We start from the raw sequence: 16099 nt of genomic DNA on the forward strand, positions 1-16099 counted from the left end.
ACGACGGAACCCCGCCGGCATGAGGCCGACGGGGTTCCGTCGTTCGAGAGGGGCGGGATCAGCGCACGTCGTCGTCGATCCAGTCCATCGACTTGGTGACGGCCTTCTTCCACAGGCGCAGTTCTCGCTCGCGCTCGCCGTCGTCCATGTTGGGCTCCCAGCGCTTGTCTTCCTGCCAGTTGGCACGCAGGTCGTCGAGGTTGTCCCAGAAACCGACCGCGAGGCCCGCCGCGTACGCGGCGCCGAGGGCGGTGGTCTCCGCGACGACCGGACGCACGACCGGCACGCCGAGGATGTCGGCCTGGAACTGCATGAGCGCGTCGTTGGCGGTCATACCGCCATCGACCTTGAGCTCGGCCAGGTCGACGCCGGAGTCGGCGTTGACGGCGTCGAGCACCTCACGCGACTGGAAGGCCGTGGCCTCCAGCGCGGCGCGGGCGATGTGACCGCGGTTGACGTAGCGGGTCATGCCCACGATTGCGCCGCGGGCGTCAGGACGCCAGTACGGTGCGAACAGGCCCGAGAACGCCGGCACGAAGTACACGCCGCCGTTGTCGTCGACGCTCTCGGCGAGCTTCTCGACCTCGGGGGCCGAGGAGATGATGCCGAGCTGGTCGCGCAGCCACTGGATGAGCGAGCCGGTCACGGCGATCGATCCCTCGAGCGCGTAGCGGGCGGGCTGGTCGCCCAGCTTGTAGCCGAGGGTGGTCAGCAGGCCGTTCTTGGAGTGGACGATCTCTTCACCGGTCTGGAAGATGAGGAAGTTGCCCGTGCCGTAGGTGTTCTTGCTCTCGCCCGGGTCGAAGGCCGCCTGGCCGAAGGTCGCGGCCTGCTGGTCGCCCAGGATGCCGGCGATCGGGGTCTCGCGCAGAAGCGACGAGGACTCGACGGTGCCGTAGACCTCGGAGGAGGAGCGGATCTCGGGGAGCATGGAGGCGGGAACGCCGAAGTCGGCGAGGATGTCCTCGCGCCACGAGAGGGTCTCGAGGTCCATGAACAACGTGCGGCTGGCGTTGGTGACGTCGGTGGCGTGCACGCCGCCGTCGATGCCGCCGGTGAGGTTCCACAGCACCCAGGTGTCGGTGGTTCCGAACAGCAGGTCTCCGGCCTCGGCCTTCTCGCGGGCTCCGTCGACGTTCTCGAGGATCCAGACGATCTTGGTACCCGAGAAGTAGGTCGCCAACGGCAGGCCGACGATGCTCTTGTAGCGCTCCGGATCGCCGTCGGCGAGGCGGTCGACGATCGACTGCGTGCGCGTGTCCTGCCACACGATGGCGTTGTACACCGGCTTTCCGGTGTTCTTGTCCCACACCACCGCGGTTTCGCGCTGGTTGGTGATGCCGACGGCGGCGATGTCGTGGCGGGTGATGTCGGCGCGGCTGAGGGCCAGGCCGATCACCTCCTGGGTGTTGCGCCAGATCTCGGCGGGGTCGTGTTCGACCCAACCCGCGCGCGGGAAGATCTGCTCGTGCTCCTTCTGTCCGACGGAGACGACGCTCCCGGACTTGTCGAAGATCATCGCGTGCGTCGAGGTCGTGCCCTGGTCGATGGCGAGGACGTAGTCGGCCATGGATGGACTCCTTTGTCAGTGTCTGTGATGGGTGAAGCGGAAGGGAGGAGGGCGCGAGAGCGTCGGGCGACGCCCTCGCGAAGAGTGATTACTTGCCGAGACCGAGGAGCACGGGGGCCAGCAGACCCGCGAGCAGGCCACCGACGAGGGGACCGGCGACGGGAACCCACGCGTAGCCCCAGTCGCTCGAACCCTTGCCCTTGATGGGGAGGATCGCGTGGGCGATGCGGGGTCCGAGGTCACGGGCGGGGTTGATGGCGTATCCGGTCGGGCCACCGAGGGAGGCGCCGATGCCGACGACGAGCAGGGCCACGGGAACGGCCGAGAGACCGCCGATACCGGCGGGGACGCCGACGCTGGCCACACCGTAGTCGGCGAAGCCGAAGATCACGAACACCAGGACGAACGTGGCGATGACCTCGGTGAGGAAGTTGAAGCCGTACGAGCGGATCGCGGGGCCCGTAGAGAACACGCCGAGCTTGGCGGCCGGGTCGGGCTCGTCGTCGAAGTGCTGCTTGTACGAGGCCCAGGCGAGCACGGCACCGATGATGGCGCCGACCATCTGCGCGGCCACGGCCACGAGGAACTGGACGAAGGAGATCTTGCCGGCGACCAGGAGGCCGATCGAGACGGCGGGGTTCAGCTGAGCGCCGGAGTAGGCGGAGACGATGACACCGGCGAAGACCGCCAGGCCCCACCCCCAGTTGACCATCAGGGTGCCGCCGGCGTTGCCCTTGGTCTTGGCGAGGGCCACGTTGGCGACCACGCCGCAGCCCAACAGGATGAGCATCGCGGTGCCGACGACCTCCGAGAGGAAGTACAGCCCCAGGTTCACTTCTTGCATGTCGTCATCGACCTTTCTTTCGTCGCCCGGACACCTTCGGCTCGGGCGGTAGTGCGGCTCGGTGCTCCGAACCTACGGCTCACGTGCGGGCGCGCAACAGGTGGCGCGCCCGCACGTTCTCTCAGATTCGGGCCACCCCGGCCTGTGCCAGATCGACACGGTGCGCGGAGCGAAGAATCTCAGTCGTACGGGCCACTTCTTCGTCGACGTGCGCGGAGTCCCAACCGAGGGGCTCGGCGACCGCCTCGGCGACCTCTCGCAGCGTGCGCTCGGTCATGCCGCCGACGAATGCGAGATGCGTGCGGCGCAGCAGAACGTCGATCAGGTGCACGACCTGCTCGTTCTTCGCGATGAAGGCGAGCTCCTCGCGGTAGTAGCCCGCCGCATCGGGAACCGGCGTCGGCTCGGCGGGCAGGGCGGCGAGGATCGCGTCGGCGCGGGTGCCGTAGCGCTCCAGCATCGCCTCGACGAGCTCCGCGGAGTGCGCATTCGTGCGCGCGGCGATCCAGCGGCGACGCTGCTCGGGCGTGGCGGGGAAGCCCGCGCCGCCGCCGATGGGCAGCCCCTGGGTGCTGACGCGGTGGGGGCGGCGCAGCTTCTGCAGGGTCTTCATGCTGAGGTGCTCGGCGAGGGCTCGGAAGGTGGTCCACTTGCCGCCGACGAGGCTCATGGCGGGGACGCCCGCGACCTCGTCCTCGACGATGCGATAGTCGCGCGAGACGAAGCCGGGGGCGGTGTCATCGTGGCGGGGGAGCGGGCGGATGCCCGAGAACGTGTAGACGATCTGCGAGCGGTCCACGCCGATGGTCGGGAAGACGTGACCGATGAGGTCGAAGAAGTACTCGATCTCGTCGTCGGTGCACACGACCGGCTTCGAGGGATCGGCGTCGATGTCGGTGGTGCCGACCAGGACGCGGTCCTTCAGCGGGTAGATGAGGACGATGCGGCCGTCGGAGTGCTCGAAGAAGATCTCGCGACCGCCGGTGGCGGCGAGCAGCTCGGGGTTGTCGAGCACGATGTGCGAGCCCTTGGTGCCGCCCATGAAGGTCGTGTCCAGCCCCATCGCCTTGTTCGCGAGGTCGGTCCAGGGTCCGGCCGTGTTGAGGACGACCTTCGCCTTGACGCTGAACTCTTCGCCGGACACCTCGTCGCGTACGCGCACGCCGTTCGCGTCGGCACCGACGGCCGAGACGTAGTTGACGGCCTGGGTGCGGCCCGCGCCGGCCTCGATGCCGTCGCGCAGCACGTCGAGGGCGATGCGCTCGGGGTCGTGCATCGAGGCGTCGAAGTAGGTCGCGGTGTAGGCGAGGTCGGGGTTGAGCTTGGGCAGCTCGGACAGCGACTTCTTCTTGCCGAGGAACTTGTGGCGGGGGACGGATCCGCCGTCGCGCGAGAAGGTGTCGTACATGATCAGGCCGACCTTGATGAGAAGGGCGCCGCGCTCATTGGGCTTGCCGCGACCGTGCGTGACGAGAAGGCGGAAGGGTGCCGACAGGATGCCGGAGAACGTCTTGTAGATCGGAATCGTCGTCTCGAGCGGCTTGACGTAGTGGGGGGCCGTCTTGAGCAGGTCGTTGCGCTCGGTGACCGCTTCTTTCACGAGGCGGAACTCGCCGTTCTCGAGGTAGCGGATGCCGCCGTGGACCATGTGGCTGGAGGCCGAGGAGGCGCCGGAGACGAAGTCGCCCCGCTCGACGAGTGCGACGCTGACGCCCTGGAGGGCGAGGTCGCGGAGGGTGGCGAGGCCGTTGATGCCCCCACCGATGATGAGGACGTCGAGGTCTTCGGCGTCGCGGAGCGCCTGGACGTCGGCGCGGAGCGGAGTAGCGGGGGACGACATGTCGACTGCGACCTTTCGTTGTTGGTACGACGATCACAATGCGCCTGTCTGCACGTTGTTGCAAGCCCCTTGAACAAACGTGCAGAATGGTGTCCATGAAGGTAACCGAACGGTGGTGACGCAGACGGAAGAGCGCTCCCGCGACGCTCTGCGGGCGGCACAGCTCTACTACATGCAAGACCTGACGATGGATGCCATCGCTCACGAGATGCGGGTCTCCCGATCGTCGGTGTCGCGTCTGCTTCAGCACGCCCGCGACGTGGGGCTCGTCACGATCTCGATCAGCCCTCCCGACGACGCTCGGGGGCAGATGGCCCAGCGGATCGCCGATCGCTTCGGCATCACCGCCCACGTCGTGCCCACTCCCGCGCGCACCTCAGAGGCCGAGCGGCTCGAACGAACGGCGCTGACCGCGGCGCGCATCCTCGCCGAGCGCGTCGAGTCATCGATGACGGTGGGCGTCGCCTGGGGGTCGACGCTCTCGGCCGTCGCCCGCCACGTGCCGCAGAAAGACGTGCACGACACCCACATCGTCCAGATGAACGGTGCGGCCAACGTCCGCACCTCCGGCATTCCGTACGCGGGAGAGATCCTGTCCAAGCTCGGAGCGGCCTGGTCGTCGTCGGTGCACCAATTCCCGGTGCCCGCTCTCTTCGACGATCCGCAGACGAAGCAGGCGATGTGGCGCGAGCGCTCGGTGCGATCCGTGCTCGAGATCCAGCAGCGCGTCGGTCTGTTCGTCTTCGGGCTCGGCTCTCCGCACGCAGACGTGCCCTCGCACGTGTACAGCGGCGACTACTTCGACGAGCGCGACCGCGCCGTCATCGAACGCGAAGGCGTCGTCGGCGACTGCGCCACGGTGTTCTACCGCGCCGACGGGTCGAGTGACATCCCCGAGCTCAACGCCCGCTCCAGCGGCCCCGACCTCGACACGGTCCGGCGCATCCCTCGTCGCTTCTGCGTCGTGTCGAGCCTGTCCAAGCTCGACGGGCTGCGCGGAGCGCTCGCCGCCGATCTCGTGACCGAGCTGGTCGTCGAGGAGTCGCTCGCGCGGCGCCTGCTCAGCGTCACGCGCTGACGCCTGTCGCGCCGAGCGCTCAGCGCTCGCCGAACCCGTCGGCGATGAGCGACTCGAGCTCGTCCAGTGCCGCTCTCGCTCCGGGACCCGACGCGCTCACTCGCACGCGCGATCCCTGCCGGATCCCCAGCGCCATCAGCGCGAGCAGGCTCCGCCCCGAGACCTCGGCGGAGCCCGTCTCGAGATCGGCGATGCGCACCTCCGCATCGTGTCGGGACGCGGCCTTGACGAAGGTGGCCGCGGGCCGCGCGTGCAACCCGGAGGGGTTGGTCACGACGGCCTCGAAGGAGAGCGTCTCGTCGGCCGGGTCGTCCGTCGCGACGGCACCGGATGCCGGGCCCCCGGCGTCTGCGCCCAGCTGCCGCGCCTTCGCGTCCCCGGCGGTGGCGCACTCGGCCGCCACGGCTTCGAGGTCGCCGCCGCCCGCGGCGGTCACCACGGCTGCGACGAGTCCCTCCACGAACGGAGCGGGACTGAGGCGGACCCGTTCGGGCTCCGCGACGAACTCCAGGGCCGTCTCGGCGCTGAGAATCGCGGAACCGAGGTCCATCAGGACGAGAACCCCGTCTCCGGAATCAGCGTCGTCGATCGCGGCGGCGATGGCCACGGCATCCGTTCCCAGATCGTCGTCGGGGCCGCCGGCTGCGATGCGAAGCGTCGGGGGGTCATCCCCGCCCATCTGCAGGGCGAGGTGCGCCGCGGCCTCCGCAAGCGCGCGAGAGTGCGAGACGGCGACCAGGCCGATCACTCGTCGGCCGCCAGGGTGTCGCGCAGAGCCTCGAGCAGCAGGGTCGCCGAGCTCGCGCCCGGGTCGAGGTGGCCCGCACTGCGCTCGCCCAGATAGCTCGCCCGGCCTTTGCGCGCCACGAGGGGTTCGGTCGCGTCGCGTCCCCGGGCCGCGGCCTCCGCAGCGGCGCGGGCGGCCGCGGCGGGGCCGTCGCCGGCGGCGGTGTCCCAGGCATCGAGGGCGGGAGAGAGTGCGTCGATCATCGTCTTATCGCCGAGCTCGGCTTTCCCACGAGCCACGACCCCGTCGACACCGGCGCGGAGGGCGGTGCCGAGGGCGTCGGCATCCACTTCTCCCCCTGCTGCGAGGGCGGGGCCCATGCGGAGGAAGAGCGTTCCGTAGAGCGGCCCGCTCGCGCCGCCGACCGATGACACGAGGGTCATGCCGACGGTCTTGAACAGGTCGGCGGGGGTATCGGGCACGGGCTCGAGCTTCGCGACGACCGCGTCGAGACCGCGGGCCATATTCGAGCCGTGGTCGGCGTCGCCGATCTCGGAATCGAGCCGGGTGAGCTCGTCCTTGTGCTGCTGCACGGCGTCGCGGAACGCGCGAATCCACGCCACCAGGTCGGCGGTCGAGACCGAGCCGCTCATGCGCCCCACCGCATCCCCGGCGTCACGACGGGGGCGTCCCACAGGCGCAGCATCTCGTCGTCGGCTTTCACGACGGTCAGCGACGCGCCGGCCATGTCGAGGCTCGTGATGAAATCGCCGATCAGCACGCGCTGCACGTCTACCCCGGCCTCGGCGAGCAATGGCGCGATCTCTCCGTACAGCAGGTACTGCTCGATGAGCGGGGTACCGCCGAGGCCCGACAGCAGCACGATCGCCGGCCCCACGGGCTCGGCGAAGTCGCGCACGATCGGATCGACCATGAGCGCTGCGATCTCTCGAGCGGAGGCCAGCTTCACGCGCGAGCGGCCGGGCTCGCCGTGAATGCCGACGCCGACCTCCATCTCGTCGTCGGGGAGGTCGAAGGTGGGGCGGCCCGCAGCGGGGACCGTGCAGCTGGTGAGGGCCACTCCCATCGATCGGCCCGCGGCCGCGACCCGGCGGGCGAGATCGGCGACCGCGGCGAGGTCGGCCCCCTCTTCGGCGAAGGCGCCGACGACCTTCTCCAGGATGACGGTTGTGCCGGTACCGCGGCGACCCGCGGTCCAGGTGGAATCGGTCACGGCGACGTCGTCGGCGACGACGACCGACTCGACCCGCACGCCCGCGGCTTCGGCGAGCTCCGCCGCCATCTCGAAGTTCAGTACGTCGCCGGTGTAGTTCTTCACGATGTGGAGCACCCCCGCACCCGAGTCGACCGCCTGCGTGGCGGCGAGCACCTGGTCGGGGGTGGGGGAGGTGAACACCTCTCCGGCGGCCGCGGCGTCGAGCATGCCGAGGCCGACAAAACCGCCGTGCATCGGCTCGTGCCCGGATCCACCGCCCGACACCAGCGCAACCTTGCCCGTGCGCGTCGCCTCTGCCCGCAGGATGACACGGTTCTCGGCATCCACTCGGAGGTCCGGATGAGCTGCGCGGATGCCGCGGAGGGCCTCCGCCAAGACGTCGGCGGGGTCGTTGACGAACTTCTTCACGGTGCCTCCTCGTTGTGGCGACGACGGTTCGGGCCGTCGGATTCGACCCTGCTCGCCGGGCGTCGTCACGTCAAGGAGGAACTGCCGGCGAGGGTCGAGAGTCAGAGGCGCTCGTGGGGGAGCACCTGCTTGATGCGCTCGATCGGGTTCTGTGCGGGCGCCTCGTTGTAGGCGTTCGCGAGCTCCTGCTCGCTGAGGGCATGGATCGCCGCCATGATCTCGTCGGTGGCGCCGCGACGCGCGCGTCCCGAGGCGGCGGCGCCGTGCGGGGAGAGATCGAGGGGCGCGCCGAAACGCACCGTGATGCGTTCCGCGGTCGTGGGCATCTTCGCGCCGACCGGCATGACCTTGTCGGTGCCGATGAGCCCCACGGGAACGACCGGGGCGCCCGTTTGCAGCGCAAGGAAGGCGACCCCGGTGCGGCCCTTGTAGAGGCGGCCGTCGAGCGAGCGCGTGCCTTCGGGGTAGAGCGCCACGGCCCGGCCATCCTCGAGAAGGGTGCGCTGCTGGTCGAGGGCGTCGAGGGCCTTCTGGCCTGCTCCGCGCTCGACGGGGATCGCGCCGATCGCGGTGAAGAACTGGCGTGACGCCCACTTCTCGAAGTACGCCGACTTCGCCATGAAGTGCACGGGGCGGGGGGCGGCGACGGGGATGGCGATCGAGTCGATGAACGACAGATGGTTGCTCGCGAAGATCACCGGCCCGGTACGCGGGACGTTCTCTCGTCCCTCGATGCGCGGGCGATAGACCGCGCGCGCCAGGGGGGCGATGAGGAAACGTCCGAGGCGGTAGGTCGCGCCCATCTGCTCCGGCACGGTCACGGGGGTCTCGGCGGGCAGGTGAGAACTCACTCGATGAGGCTACTCGCCGCCGCATGCTCGTGCGCGCATGGTAAGCGCGTCGACATGCCAACACGCGGCGGGCGCCCCCGTACACGGGCCTCTCAGCCGCGGCAAAGCCGGATGCGGGAGAATGGACGCTTCCTGTCTTCCCTCGAGAGGTCACCCGTGCGCTTCCGCCCGATCGCTTCCCTGTCCGTCGTCGCCGCCGCGGCGTTGCTGCTGGCCGGGTGCTCCGGTTCACCCGATGAGGCATCGACGCCCGACGCGAGCGGCTCGGCCGACGCCGGCCAGTGCCAGAGCGCGCTCGCCGACGCGCCGGCCCCCGACGGTCTCGTCGTCTCGGGCGATTTCCAGGGCAAGGTCAACGTCACTCTTCCCGACGGCTACACCCCCTCTGCTCTGCAGCGCACCACCCTGGTCGAGGGCACCGGACAGCAGATCAAGGCGGGCGACGTCCTGAAGGCCAACTTCACGCTGATCGACACCGCGTCGGGCGCCGTGCAGCTGCAGACGCTCGATACCGAGCCGGCCGGCATGGACACGCTCGTCTCCTCGCAGCAGATCTTCGGCGCCGCCCTCGAGTGCGCGCCCATCGGCTCGCGCACCGTGTCGTCGTTCCCCGCCGGCACCCTGGGCGAGGGCTCGCCCGCCTTCGTGCTCGTCGCCGACGCCATCTCGGAACTGCCCACCCGCGCCGAGGGCACCGAGGTCGCTCCCGTGGACGGCATGCCGACGGTGAGCTTCGGCGACAACGGCGCCCCCACGACCACGACGAACGCCGACGGCAAGCAGATGCTGCCCCAGCCGACCGCCCCGGCTCCCACCGACGTGCGCATCGAGAACCTCCGCCAGGGTGCGGGGGAGACCGTGAACGCCGGTGACCAGGTCATCGTGCAGTACACCGGAGCGCTGTACGACAGCGGGCAGGTCTTCGACTCGAGCTGGCAGCGCGGCACCCCCGCGCAGTTCCAGACCGACCAGGTCGTCGACGGTTTCCGTCAGGCCCTCGAGGGACAGACCGTCGGCTCGCAGGTCGTCGTCGTCATCCCGCCCGCCGCGGGCTACGGCGACAAGGCGCAGGGCGACATCCCGGCCAATTCGACCCTGTTCTTCGTCGTCGACATCCTGGGCGTCCAGCACGCCACCATGGCGGGCTAAGTAGGCTGAGGGCATGCGCCGCGTCCTCATCCTCGGTTCCACCGGTTCGATCGGGACGCAGGCGCTCGACGTCATCGCGAACAACGCCGACCGCTTCGAGGTCGTCGGGCTCGCCGCAGGCACCGACCGGGCCGGTGTCGAGGCGCAGGCCTCGGCCTTCGGGGTCGAGCACACGGCTCTCGGCGCCGTCGAGGCGGAGCAGCTCGTCCGCGACGTCGAGGCCGACGTGGTGCTCAACGGGATCACCGGATCGGTGGGCCTCGGCCCCACCATCGCCGCCCTCGAGGCGGGGCGCACCCTCGCCCTGGCCAACAAGGAGTCGCTGATCGTCGGCGGCGAACTCGTCACCGCACTCGCGGCACCGGGGCAGATCGTTCCCGTCGACTCCGAGCACTCCGCGATCGCGCAGGCGCTGCGCTCCGGTCACGCCGGAGAGGTGCGCCGGCTCGTGCTCACGGCATCCGGAGGCCCCTTCCGCGGACGATCGCGCGACGAGCTGCAGGACGTCACCCCCGCGGAGGCCCTCGCGCACCCCACGTGGGACATGGGCCGCGTCGTCACGACGAACTCCGCGACACTCGTGAACAAGGGCCTCGAGGTGATCGAGGCGCACCTGCTGTTCGACGTGCCGTACGACCGGATCGCGGTGACCGTGCACCCGCAGTCGATCGTGCACTCGATGGTCGAGTTCGTCGACGGCTCGACCATCGCCCAGGCGTCGCCGCCCGATATGCGCCTGCCGATCTCGCTCGGTCTCGACTGGCCGCACCGCATCTCCGGCGTGGGCGCCCCGCTCGACTGGACGCGCGCCTCGCAGTGGACCTTCGAGCCCCTCGACGAGAAGGCCTTCGGCTCCGTGGCCCTGGCCAAGAAGGTCGGCCGGGCGGGCGCCACATACCCCGCCGTGTTCAACGCGGCCAACGAGCAGGCCGTCGACGCGTTCCACGAGGGGCGTCTGAGCTTCCTCCAGATCGTCGAGCTCATCGAGCGCGTCGTCGATCGCCACGAGCCGCCCGGGAAGCTCACGCGCGAATCGCTCGCCGAAGCCGAGAGTTGGGCGCGACGCACCGCCGACGAGATCATCGCGGCGCGCTGAGTCCCGAGCGGGCGGTCGGCCGGTTCAGGCCGGGAAGTCGACCGGGCGCTCCGGGTCGGACGACGGGGTGCTGTCGACGGGGTACGGAACCGGCCACTGCGGGTCGGGTACGGGCCATCCTGCAGCACGTAGCGCGCGGCGCGACAGTTCGCGCGCCGAATACGGGGTGCGCACGCCGCGGATGTCGCGGTAGTCCTGGTGGCCGGGGCCGGCCCACAGGATCGCGTCGCCCTCTCCGACGAGCTTCACGGCCTCGAGGATCGCGCGCTCCGGCGGGGTGAACTCCAGGATCTCGGCGTCGGGTCGAGCGCGCCGTGCGCCCTCGACCAGCACCTCGCGGATGGTGTCGGGGTTCTCGTGGCGCGGGTGGTGATCCGTGACGACGAGGATGTCGCTTCCCTCGACCGCCGTGCGGCCCATGTCGTGACGCTTCGTGGCGTCGCGGTCGCCGTCGGCGCCGAACACCATGACGACCTTGCCGGGCGTCACGCGCCGGACCGCGGCGAGAGTCTTCTCGAACGCGTCGGGGGAGTGGCCGAAGTCGACGTAGACCGCGGGGCCCGCGGCGCCCGACACGAGCTGGGTCCGACCGGGCAGCGATGCCTCGATGTGCGAGCCGTCGAGGGTGCTGTAGAGGTGTTCCCAGGTGTAGCCGGTCTCGAGCAGCATGACGATCGCCAGTCCCGCGTTCGCGGCCATGTGCCGACCGATCACGGGGACGACGGTGGTGAGGGAGCGGCCCTTGCCGTCGCTGAGGGTGAACTCGGTGCCCTCTTGGCGCTCGTCGACGATGTCGACGGTCCAGTCGGCGGATGCCGCGGCGGCGGCGTTCTCGCTGATCGCCGGGGTGGCGATGGTCACGACGGGGATCTCAGCGCGTGCGGCGATCTCGGCGCCGGAGGCCGAGTCGAGGCAGACGACCCCGCGACGGGCGCGGTCGGGGCGGAAGAGGGGCAGCTTCGCCTCGAAGTACTCGCGCATGTCGGCATAGTCGTCGAGGTGGTCATGGGTGAGGTTCGTGAAGCCCGCGACGTCGAAGACGAGGCCATCGACCCGGTGACGGGTGAGCGCCTGCGCGCTCACCTCGACCGCGACGGCCTGCACGCCGCGCTCGCGCATGAGGGCGAGGAGGGCGTGGAACTCGGAAGCCTCGGGGGTGGTCAGGCGCGAGACGATGACCTCGCCCGCGATGTGGCGCTCTGCCGTCGACGACAGGCCGGTGACGACCCCGAGCTGACCGAGGATGCCCTCGAGCAGGTGCGAGACGCTCGTCTTGCCGTTGGTGCCCGTTGTCGCCAACAGCTGGGGGAGCGTGTCGTCGGGCCCGGTGCCGTACACCCACGCCGACAGGTCGCCGAGGAGCGCACGAGGGTCGTCCACGACGACGATCGGAAGACCCGCGGGGCCCGCGATCTCGGCGCCCGCGTCGTCGGTGATGACCGCGACGGCGCCGCGCTCGGCGGCGGTGGCGGCGAATTCCGCCCCGTGCCGGTTCACGCCGCGGATGGCGACGAAGGCCTCGCCGGCCCGCAGATCGGCGGTGGCCAGCGTGAGGCCGGTGAGGGTGGTCCGGTCGACGTCGCCCACGGTGCGGACGCCGTAGCGTCGGGCGAGTTCGGCGAGGTCGCGGCGCGGCGGGTTCTCCGGGCGGAGGACGGGCGGCAGGTTCGAGGGGGCGGCGGAGGACATCGCATCCATTCTCTCATCCGGCGTCGCACAGACACCGCATCGGGGCCGCACGGGCGGTTCAAAGGCGTGCGGCGGTATCGTCGGCGGGTGACTGCGATCGCGTTCCTCATCGGCGTCATCGTGCTCGTGCTCGGCCTGGCCGTCTCGATCGCGCTGCACGAGGTCGGGCACCTGCTGCCCGCCAAGCTCTTCGGCGTGCGCGTCGGCCAGTACATGATCGGTTTCGGACCGACACTCTGGTCGAAGCGCATCGGCGAGACGGAGTACGGCCTCAAGGTGCTGCCGCTCGGCGGCTTCATCTCGATGGCCGGGATGTACCCGCCTGCGCCCGAGGACGCCAAGCCCGGCACGAAGCGCTCGCGCTTCTTCGCGACGATGGTCCAAGACGCCCGCGACGCGAACGCGGAGACGCTGATCGCCGCCGACGACCGGGTGTTCTACAAGCTGCCGGTCTACAAGCGGATCATCGTCATGCTCGGCGGCCCGATCATGAACCTCGTCCTCGCCGTGGTGCTCTTCACGATCGCGCTCAGCGGTATCGGCATCCAGCAGGGCACCACCACCGTCGCGTCGGTCTCGCAGTGCGTCATCCCCGCGAGCGAGGGCCGCACCGAGTGCACCCCCACCGATCCCGTCGCTCCGGCGGCGGCCGCCGGCATCCAGCCCGGTGACAGATTCGTCTCGATCGACGGCACTCCCGTCTCGACGTTCGCCGAGGCCGCCGCGATCATCCAGCGTTCGCCCGGGAAGCAGCTCTCGGTCGTCATCGATCGCGACGGCGCGCAGCGCACCGTGCAGTTCACGCCCGCGACCACCGACCGCGCCGTCACCGACGCGAACGGCCGGTCCGTGGTCGACGCCTCCGGCGCGACCGAGTATCAGACCGTCGGATTCGCGGGGATCAGCCCGCAGAGCGCGCTCGTGCGTCAGCCCATCGGCACGAGCCTCGAGGCGACGGGGCAGTACATCGGCTCGGTCGCGCAGATCGTGTCGCAGTTCCCCGTGCGGATCTACGACGTCGTCGTCGACACCCTCAACGGTCAGCCGCGTGACGCGAACAGCCCCATGAGCGTGGTCGGCGCCGGCCGTCTCGCCGGCGACATCGCCGCCGTCGACGCGCCGATCCTCGACCGCGTGCAGACCATGATCACGTTGCTCGGCGGCCTGAACATCGCCCTGTTCGTCTTCAACCTCATCCCGCTGCTCCCGCTCGACGGTGGTCACGTCGTCGTGGCGCTGTGGGACGGCATCAAGCGTCAGATCGCTCGCCTGCGTGGCACGGTCGCCCGTCCCGTGGATGCCACGAAGCTCGTGCCCGTCACTTTCGTCGTCGTGATCCTGCTGGTGGCGACGGGCGGGGTTCTGTTCCTCGCCGACATCGTCAACCCGGTGCAGTTGCTGTAGCCGAGCCGGCGGATCGACCCTTTCGCGGAGAAGCGTGAGCCGGTAGGTAGTCCGCCGCGGTCAGAGCGCGTGCGCGATCAGACGCTCCAAAGTCCGCATGCCGTCGCGCGACAGGATCGACTCGAGATGCCCCTGCACGCTCGCGAACGCGGGGCCGCGGAGGGCGTAGACGTCGCCGGTCTCGGGGTCGGCCGCGACCTCGGCCGGGATCTCGATGCGACCCTCCGGGACGGGGAGGGGAGCCCCCGTCGACTCCCCGCGCGCGGTGATCGACTCGACCACGATCCCGCGCTCGGTCGTCCCCGGCGCCACGCGCGCCGTGAACGTGTTGTAGAACCCGATCGAGGCGTCCTCGCCGAAGACGTCGACGCTCTTCTGCAGGCCCTGGTGCGGCTGCGCGAGAGGAGCGAGATCGATGCCGAGCTGGTCGGCGAGGATCTGGTGGCTCAGGCAGACCGCGAGAAGCGGAGCGTGGCGGAAGAGGCGGCGGGAGACGACGCGGCGCATCGCGGACATGCGCGGGCTGTCGTCGCGCGGGTCACCGGGGCCGGGGCCCGAGATCACGAGGTCGGCGGCATCGACCTCGTCGTTCGACGCCTGCGACCAGTGCACGATACGGGTGTCGAGTCCCAGGTGCCGCAGCTGGTGCGCGAGCATCGTCGTGAAGCGGTCCTCGGCATCCACCACGAGCGCCGTGCGGCCCGCGAAAGGGCCCGACCCGTCGGGGTCCTGCGGGTTCATCCAGAAGGGCGCCAAGCGATCGTTGCGGGATGCCAGCAGCTCGGCGATCGCGGGATCCTCGGCGAGCGGTCGGCGCGGGGCGGCGGGGGCGTCGGCATCCGCCCCCTCGGGGGCAACCGGTACGTCGCGCGGAATCGCGCCGATCGCGCCGAGCACGCCGGCGGCCTTGCCGTGGGTCTCGCCCACCTCGCCGTCGGGGTCGGAATGGCGCACGAGCGTCGCCCCGACCGGGACGCGCAGGCGCCCGTCGACGAGGTAGGCCGTGCGGATGAGGATCGGCGCGTCGAGGTCGTGCGTGGGCCCCTCGACCGAGCCGTTCGGGGTGAAGAGGGCCGCGACGCCGGAGTAATAGCCACGCGGAACGGTCTCGTGCCGGGCGATCACGGTGCACGCGTTCTGCATGGGGGAGCCGGTGACCGTCGGGGCGAACATCGTCTCACGGAGGATGTCGCGCGGGTCGAGGTCGCTCGAGCCGCGCAGCATGTACTCGGTGTGGGTGAGGCGCGACATCTCCTTGAGGTGGGGGCCGGTGATGCGGCCACCGTCGCTGCAGACTGCGCTCATCATCTTGAGCTCCTCGTCGACGACCATGAAGAGCTCCTCGGTCTCTTTGGTCGAGCGCAGGAACTCGGCGAGCGTTTCGGCCGTCGCCCCGCCCGCCGGGTGCCGGAAGGTTCCCGAGATGGGGTTCATCGTGACGACGCCGTCCTTCGCGCTGACGTGCGCCTCGGGGCTCGCGCCCACCGCGATGTGATCGTCGGTGACGACAGCGAACGTCCAGTACGCGCCCTTCTCTTGCTCGAGCAGCGCGCGGAACCACGTCAGAGCGGCGATCCGGGGGTCGACGTCGACGCCGGCGACGAAGTCGCGACGGATCACGAAGTTCGCCCCCTCGCCGCGGCCGATCTCGTCGGCGATCACGCGGCGCACGATGCGGGCGTAGTCCTCGTCGCTGATGTCGAAGCCGGCGTCCGCCAACGGCACGGGGGAGGAGGGGAGGGATGCCATGGCCTCGGCCCGCGGCAGGGACACGCGGTCGCCGATCACCAGACAGCGCAGCGGGGCCCCGTCGTCGTGGCAGACGAAGCCGCGCTCCCGCACCTGTCGGTACGGGACGAGCGCGAGCACCTCGCGGGCGACGCCGTCGGCATCCGTCAACGGGATGTCGGCGAGGAGCTCGACGTCGACGACGTCTCCGGTGAGGACCTCGACGGTCGCCCCGTCACGGGCGATGAGGGCGAAGGGGGCGGAACCTGCGGCGAGGTCCGAGAGCAGGGGAGAGGGGTCGAGCCCGGTCATCGAGATGTCTTTCCGTCTGTGCTGAGCGAGGTTCCGTCGCGGCCGCCGAAAACACGAAGACCGCCGGATTCCCCAGGGGGAGGGCGGTCTGTTGCATGCGTGCGCACCGCCTAAACGGTGGGCCACCAGGATGTGTGAGCGCGCATGGCGCCGAACCTACCACAGC

The 16099-nt window shown here is 70.2% G+C and carries 13 protein-coding genes; 4 read left to right on the forward strand and 9 right to left on the reverse strand.

Annotated features, from left to right (window positions below; translation table 11 throughout):
• Positions 1–58: 58 nt before the first annotated feature.
• From glpK to MTE01_RS02605, 3 genes are all read right to left on the reverse strand, one after another.
• Complete coding sequence (gene glpK, locus MTE01_RS02595) at positions 59–1570, reverse strand: glycerol kinase GlpK (RefSeq protein WP_141375546.1); 1512 nt, start codon at positions 1568–1570, stop codon at positions 59–61.
• Between the two features lie 88 nt (positions 1571–1658).
• On the reverse strand, positions 1659–2414 hold the full coding sequence (locus MTE01_RS02600) for an MIP/aquaporin family protein (RefSeq protein WP_103210285.1): 756 nt from the start codon (positions 2412–2414) through the stop codon (positions 1659–1661).
• A gap of 121 nt (positions 2415–2535) precedes the next feature.
• Positions 2536–4254 (reverse strand): glycerol-3-phosphate dehydrogenase/oxidase, encoded by a 1719-nt coding sequence (locus MTE01_RS02605; protein ID WP_103210287.1) that lies wholly within the window; start codon positions 4252–4254, stop codon positions 2536–2538.
• A gap of 112 nt (positions 4255–4366) precedes the next feature.
• On the opposite strand from MTE01_RS02605, the gene MTE01_RS02610 reads away from it, so the two are divergent.
• Positions 4367–5332: a sugar-binding transcriptional regulator gene (locus MTE01_RS02610; protein ID WP_116238424.1), complete on the forward strand. Its 966-nt coding sequence runs from the start codon at positions 4367–4369 to the stop codon at positions 5330–5332.
• A 19-nt stretch (positions 5333–5351) separates the two neighbouring features.
• Here MTE01_RS02610 and dhaM read toward each other — a convergent pair whose 3' ends face one another.
• The 4 genes from dhaM to MTE01_RS02630 all read right to left on the reverse strand — a co-directional run bounded on the left by dhaM (position 5352) and on the right by MTE01_RS02630 (position 8507).
• Positions 5352–6080: a dihydroxyacetone kinase phosphoryl donor subunit DhaM gene (dhaM, locus tag MTE01_RS02615; RefSeq protein WP_141375548.1), complete on the reverse strand. Its 729-nt coding sequence runs from the start codon at positions 6078–6080 to the stop codon at positions 5352–5354.
• The gene (gene dhaL / locus MTE01_RS02620; RefSeq protein ID WP_103210848.1) at positions 6077–6712 is read right to left on the reverse strand and encodes a dihydroxyacetone kinase subunit DhaL; all 636 of its coding nucleotides are present in this window, start codon (positions 6710–6712) and stop codon (positions 6077–6079) included. Before dhaL ends, dhaM begins: the two co-directional genes overlap by 4 nt.
• Positions 6709–7704: a dihydroxyacetone kinase subunit DhaK gene (gene dhaK, locus MTE01_RS02625; RefSeq protein WP_103210293.1), complete on the reverse strand. Its 996-nt coding sequence runs from the start codon at positions 7702–7704 to the stop codon at positions 6709–6711. The genes dhaL and dhaK overlap by 4 nt, the downstream gene beginning before the upstream one ends.
• A gap of 101 nt (positions 7705–7805) precedes the next feature.
• Positions 7806–8507 carry a lysophospholipid acyltransferase family protein gene (locus tag MTE01_RS02630; protein ID WP_246077969.1) on the reverse strand — a complete coding sequence of 234 codons (702 nt, stop codon included), beginning with the start codon at positions 8505–8507 and terminating at the stop codon, positions 7806–7808.
• A 204-nt stretch (positions 8508–8711) separates the two neighbouring features.
• Between MTE01_RS02630 and MTE01_RS02635 the strand changes: the two genes are divergently transcribed.
• Both MTE01_RS02635 and dxr read left to right on the forward strand, forming a co-directional pair.
• Complete coding sequence (locus tag MTE01_RS02635) at positions 8712–9704, forward strand: FKBP-type peptidyl-prolyl cis-trans isomerase (protein WP_170210593.1); 993 nt, start codon at positions 8712–8714, stop codon at positions 9702–9704.
• Positions 9705–9717: 13 nt separating this feature from the next.
• Positions 9718–10800, forward strand: a complete 1083-nt coding sequence (dxr, locus tag MTE01_RS02640) for a 1-deoxy-D-xylulose-5-phosphate reductoisomerase (protein ID WP_141375554.1) — start codon at positions 9718–9720, stop codon at positions 10798–10800.
• Between the two features lie 24 nt (positions 10801–10824).
• Here the strand turns inward: dxr and MTE01_RS02645 are convergent, their stop codons facing one another.
• Positions 10825–12489, reverse strand: coding sequence for a Mur ligase family protein (locus MTE01_RS02645; RefSeq protein ID WP_116238872.1), 1665 nt, complete (start codon positions 12487–12489; stop codon positions 10825–10827).
• 87 nt (positions 12490–12576) lie between these two features.
• Between MTE01_RS02645 and MTE01_RS02650 the strand changes: the two genes are divergently transcribed.
• Positions 12577–13893 carry a M50 family metallopeptidase gene (locus tag MTE01_RS02650; RefSeq protein WP_141375557.1) on the forward strand — a complete coding sequence of 439 codons (1317 nt, stop codon included), beginning with the start codon at positions 12577–12579 and terminating at the stop codon, positions 13891–13893.
• A 60-nt stretch (positions 13894–13953) separates the two neighbouring features.
• Here the strand turns inward: MTE01_RS02650 and MTE01_RS02655 are convergent, their stop codons facing one another.
• Positions 13954–15933 carry a chorismate-binding protein gene (locus MTE01_RS02655; RefSeq protein WP_141375559.1) on the reverse strand — a complete coding sequence of 660 codons (1980 nt, stop codon included), beginning with the start codon at positions 15931–15933 and terminating at the stop codon, positions 13954–13956.
• Positions 15934–16099: the final 166 nt, after the last annotated feature.

It is taken from the genome of Microbacterium testaceum (assembly GCF_006539145.1).
In the GTDB taxonomy this organism is placed as follows: Bacteria; Actinomycetota; Actinomycetes; order Actinomycetales; family Microbacteriaceae; genus Microbacterium; species Microbacterium testaceum.

Excerpts from the sequence above, each read along its gene's own strand:
- dxr (WP_141375554.1), top strand. The coding sequence starts at position 9,718 with ATGCGCCGCGTCCTCATCCTCGGTTCCACCGGTTCGATCGGGACGCAG.
- glpK (WP_141375546.1), bottom strand. The coding sequence starts at position 1,570 with ATGGCCGACTACGTCCTCGCCATCGACCAGGGCACGACCTCGACGCAC.
- MTE01_RS02600 (WP_103210285.1), bottom strand. The coding sequence starts at position 2,414 with ATGCAAGAAGTGAACCTGGGGCTGTACTTCCTCTCGGAGGTCGTCGGC.
- dhaL (WP_103210848.1), bottom strand. The coding sequence starts at position 6,712 with ATGAGCGGCTCGGTCTCGACCGCCGACCTGGTGGCGTGGATTCGCGCG.
- MTE01_RS02630 (WP_246077969.1), bottom strand. The coding sequence starts at position 8,507 with ATGGGCGCGACCTACCGCCTCGGACGTTTCCTCATCGCCCCCCTGGCG.
- MTE01_RS02655 (WP_141375559.1), bottom strand. The coding sequence starts at position 15,933 with ATGACCGGGCTCGACCCCTCTCCCCTGCTCTCGGACCTCGCCGCAGGT.
- MTE01_RS02605 (WP_103210287.1), bottom strand. The coding sequence starts at position 4,254 with ATGTCGTCCCCCGCTACTCCGCTCCGCGCCGACGTCCAGGCGCTCCGC.
- MTE01_RS02645 (WP_116238872.1), bottom strand. The coding sequence starts at position 12,489 with ATGTCCTCCGCCGCCCCCTCGAACCTGCCGCCCGTCCTCCGCCCGGAG.